The sequence below is a fragment of the Microcoleus sp. MON2_D5 genome, assembly GCF_036701905.1.
Lineage (GTDB): Bacteria > Cyanobacteriota > Cyanobacteriia > Cyanobacteriales > Microcoleaceae > Microcoleus.
The window spans coordinates 1-3,734 of record NZ_JAUBRM010000192.1; the positions used below are offsets into that span (position 1 = coordinate 1).

Consider the following 3,734-nt stretch of genomic DNA (forward strand, 5'->3'; position numbering starts at 1 on the left):
ACGGATATGGGTTGATTTGCACTCAGGACATGGCATGGTGATTCCCTCTATTCATACTCTAATTATGCAACGCCCAATTTTTAATGCACGGATTATTATTTGACAATGCTTTGGACGATCGCACTTTTGGTGTTGTCAACAGCCTTGACAGCATAAGCGTCGCCCGGACGTAGCTGTAAAGCTCTGTTAAAATTGATTAAAGCCGTTTGATAGTCTCCCTGCCCGTAGTAAATATAACCGAGTTTCATCGATTGTTTGAAGTCATCTTTTTGAGCAGCAACAGGTGCTGCGGAAGCAGGAGATGACTCGGCAGCAGGAAATGGCTCGAAAGCAGGAGATAACTCTTGATATGGTGATGGAGAAGTATTGAAATCAGAAGGAAAAGAAGAGGGCGATTGCTCGTTAGACCCCTGCTCTACATTAGGCCCCGAGTCAGAAATTTTTACAAAGTTTTTGCCATAAAATACTGAAGTAGTAATGCCTCCCAATAAAAGCATTAGCAATCCAGCACATTGAATTAAGAATGTTTTTCTAATTTTTTTATTGCTCCAATTTTTGATATAAAAAACCAATGAGGCAAATGGGACAAGCAAGTAAAGCACTCCCCAAAGAGTTTCCTGTCCAAAAGCTTGAACTAATCCCCAAAAATAGCCAACAAAACTTAAAACTAAACCTAGGATGAAAAATAAGGCGATGGCAATACCAGGCATTTTCTATTTCTCCGATTGATGTATAGTTATTTTGCAAACTGTAAAGGAGCGGATTTTCTACCTGAAACTCATTCCCCTGTTTGCTGTGTTAAAAATAGATTAGCCGTGAAAACAGTTCGATCGCGCACAGCGAATGTTAGGATTTTGGTTAGGAATTTGACTAGGAACTCGATCGCGACTGCCGCAAATGATACCCTCTATAGCAATCCTAAATGATTTTCTATATCTAGAGCAATCCTAAATGATTTTCTGTGTGTAAGTATATTGACGTATTTTGGGGAAATCAAATTTATGTTCGTTAGTAAAAAACTCAAACAAAAATTTGACAATCTTAAAAGACCTACATAAATACCAATACTTTCTTAAAAAGTTTTTAGCTTGTAAGCAAATATCTTCAACGGGATTCTGTTGGGGAGCAGTGGGAGCAAATAAGATACAAGTAATTGACCAGTTATCAGGTTCTTTGTCACCATTTATTTCTAATAAAAAATCTCTAAATTCTCCATATTTATGATAACTAGCTCCATCCCAAATCAAGATAATTTTGCGATTTTTATATTTATTTTGTAAGTATTTTATGAATTTAACTGTTGATTTTCCATCACCAGGTGGATGGCTCTGAAGATGGAATTCTTTGGTTTGATAATTGAGTGCGCCAAAATAAGTTTGTCTATCTTTTTCATTGGTAATTGGGACTTCAATTCTGATTTGGGATTGGCCCCAAACATAACCAGTCAGATCACCATGAAGTAGATGACATTCATCTAAAAACAATACTATTATTTTTCCAGATTCTATACCAGCCTTGTTTTTAAATAAAATATCGTTAATTTCTTCCGTCTTTTTTTTTACCAGTTCTTTATCAAATTTAGGATGAGTTGTTAGAGTTTTTTTCCAACTAATTTTCGCCCGGTCGAAAAGTTCATAGTAACTCTGTTTTGATTTATATATCACACCAAATTTTTGCTCTAAAAATAAGTAACCAGCTCATCTAAATTCCAATATTTTTTATTCTTTAACCACTCGATTACTTCAGTATTTTGTAGAGCTGTTAAATACCCTTTTGACCCTTTATGTCCTAGTTTGATTCCTTCGATGCCTTTGGTTTTAAATTGTTTTTTCCAATAACCAATAAAAAAATTACTTACATCTAAAGTCAGGCTGATTTCATGGTAGATATTACCTGAGATAGCCATCCTTACAGCTATTGCTCGTTTTAGTTCTCTGGCATCGATATCGCTTTTAATGAAATATTCTAATTCGGCTATTTCTTTGTCCATATATTTTTGTTGCAGTTGTAAGTTATTCATTTTTTTATTGTCACAATCAAGTATTGCATATAATTGTATCATAGTCTTGATAATGATTTAGGATTGCTATACACTCGATCCGCCAGAAGAACCATTTGCACGCGCAAGCAACGGCTGGGACATCCAAAAGCTTTACACCGACTTGTCAAAGGCCAAACAAGAATTCGCCCCCCACGCCAGAAGAGGGCTGACACCCGTAGAAAAGCGACACCTCTGCGGCTTGCTGTGCGGCTACAGCCCAGCAGAAATTGCGGTTTTTCTCAACAAACAAATCAAAGGTGTTGAAGTTGATTTGTCAAAAAGTTTGTACCGATACATAGAATTATTGACAAATCGGCCGCTAAATGCAGTCAAAAATTGGAGAGATGCGATCGACTGGCTAGAAATAGCCGGGTATAAAACGCAGCCAAAAACCTCAACCGGCGTCATATTAAAAGCCACTCTCCACCACTCAGACAGGATTTTGTCTGCTGCTATCAGTCCCGACGGACAATTCCTCGCAACGGGTTCTGAGGACAGTACAGTGAAAATTTGGAGTTTGCACAGCGGGGAACTGCGGCAGACGATTTTCGGACATTCAACAGCCGTGTTGCTAGTGGCTTTCAGTCCCGCCAGCAAAACGCTGCTGACACGATCGCGCGCGGGCACAGTCAAACTCTGGAACCTGCAAAACGGCCAACTGCTGAAGCGTTTGGCAGACGTGCACCGCCACGAATCTGTCGCCGTTACGCCATGCCTATGGGTTTTATCTAGCATCTATTGGTCATGACACCAGAGCTATTCAGGCTTATCTGGGACACAAGAATATTCAACACACTATTGGCTACACGGAGTTATCGCCAGACTGCTTCCAGAATTTCTGGCTCGACTGAAACTATTTTTGGTTCAAAATCTCTACAAATCAATGGTTTCAACTGCCTTGCTTTACAAAATTTTACAACCTGTCCTCTTTTGCGCGTATCCCGGCTGAACCCCATTGAGACTGTGGTTTAATTAATGTCTAAAAAGTTACACAAAATTTTTTTGGTTCTAAAAAGCTTTCACAGCAATGGTTTTAGCCTATCTTGCCTCTGGTAACAGCTTCGCTAGCTCCTCGCCACCCTGCAATTTTCTTGACATCTTCCTTAAGAAGGAGGTATATTTATTTATGTTGTAGTAATTCTACTTCGGTTTTTGCTCATATCCCTAACTAGGCTCTGATGATGAAAAATCTATACAGCTTCCCTTCCTTGACACTGAATTATTCAGTTCCAATGGCTAAAATCCTTCAGAGTTTAATGGTTGCTACGGCCTTAGCCTTACCACTATCCGTAATGACAGCAAAAAGTGTTTTAGCTGAAGCTTTGGAGTTTAATATTATTAACAAGACGCGTACTAATATAACAAAATTTTATACCAATCCCACAGGAATAGAGAGTTGGGGGGAAGACATTCTTGGTATAGATATACTTAGACCTGGAGAATCTGCACTCATAACTATTCGAGACAGTCAGAATGTCTGTACTTACGATATCAAAGCTGTTTTTGATGATGGGGAAGAAATTATAAAATATAAAGTTGATCTTTGTACATTAGAAAACTATACGTTCACCGACTAATAACGCAAGTTGCTAGTTATGCGAAGCGGTTTCCGAGCGCGGCGTTGCATAATTAGAGTATGAATAGAGGGAATCACCATGCCATGTCCTGAGTGCAAATCAACCCATATCCGTAA

Annotated in this window: 6 protein-coding genes; 3 read left to right on the top strand and 3 right to left on the bottom strand. The window is 38.7% G+C overall.

Features of this window, described 5'->3' with window-relative positions; genetic code table 11:
* Positions 1–95 precede the first annotated feature (95 nt).
* The 3 genes from QUA47_RS30365 to QUA47_RS30375 all read right to left on the bottom strand — a co-directional run bounded on the left by QUA47_RS30365 (position 96) and on the right by QUA47_RS30375 (position 2,020).
* A complete protein-coding gene (locus QUA47_RS30365; protein ID WP_333433554.1) occupies positions 96–710 on the bottom strand; it encodes a tetratricopeptide repeat protein in 615 nt (204 codons plus the stop codon).
* Positions 711–947: 237 nt separating this feature from the next.
* Entirely contained in the window at positions 948–1,664 is a 717-nt protein-coding gene (locus tag QUA47_RS30370; protein WP_333433555.1) for an IS630 family transposase, read from the bottom strand.
* Between the two features lie 14 nt (positions 1,665–1,678).
* Positions 1,679–2,020 carry a helix-turn-helix domain-containing protein gene (locus QUA47_RS30375; protein WP_333433556.1) on the bottom strand — a complete coding sequence of 114 codons (342 nt, stop codon included), beginning with the start codon at positions 2,018–2,020 and terminating at the stop codon, positions 1,679–1,681.
* Positions 2,021–2,162: 142 nt separating this feature from the next.
* On the opposite strand from QUA47_RS30375, the gene QUA47_RS30380 reads away from it, so the two are divergent.
* The 3 genes from QUA47_RS30380 (at position 2,163) to QUA47_RS30390 (ending at position 3,618) form a co-directional block, all read left to right on the top strand.
* Positions 2,163–2,789, top strand: coding sequence for a hypothetical protein (locus QUA47_RS30380; RefSeq protein ID WP_333433557.1), 627 nt, complete (start codon positions 2,163–2,165; stop codon positions 2,787–2,789).
* Positions 2,790–2,799: 10 nt separating this feature from the next.
* Positions 2,800–2,892, top strand: a complete 93-nt coding sequence (locus QUA47_RS30385) for a hypothetical protein (RefSeq protein WP_333285444.1) — start codon at positions 2,800–2,802, stop codon at positions 2,890–2,892.
* A gap of 381 nt (positions 2,893–3,273) precedes the next feature.
* Positions 3,274–3,618 carry a hypothetical protein gene (locus QUA47_RS30390; protein WP_190662373.1) on the top strand — a complete coding sequence of 115 codons (345 nt, stop codon included), beginning with the start codon at positions 3,274–3,276 and terminating at the stop codon, positions 3,616–3,618.
* The last annotated feature ends 116 nt before the right edge of the window (positions 3,619–3,734 follow it).

Bases quoted from the DNA above. Each gene is read 5' to 3' on its own strand.
- QUA47_RS30390 (WP_190662373.1), top strand. From the start codon at position 3,274: ATGGCTAAAATCCTTCAGAGTTTAATGGTTGCTACGGCCTTAGCCTTA.
- QUA47_RS30375 (WP_333433556.1), bottom strand. From the start codon at position 2,020: ATGAATAACTTACAACTGCAACAAAAATATATGGACAAAGAAATAGCC.
- QUA47_RS30365 (WP_333433554.1), bottom strand. From the start codon at position 710: ATGCCTGGTATTGCCATCGCCTTATTTTTCATCCTAGGTTTAGTTTTA.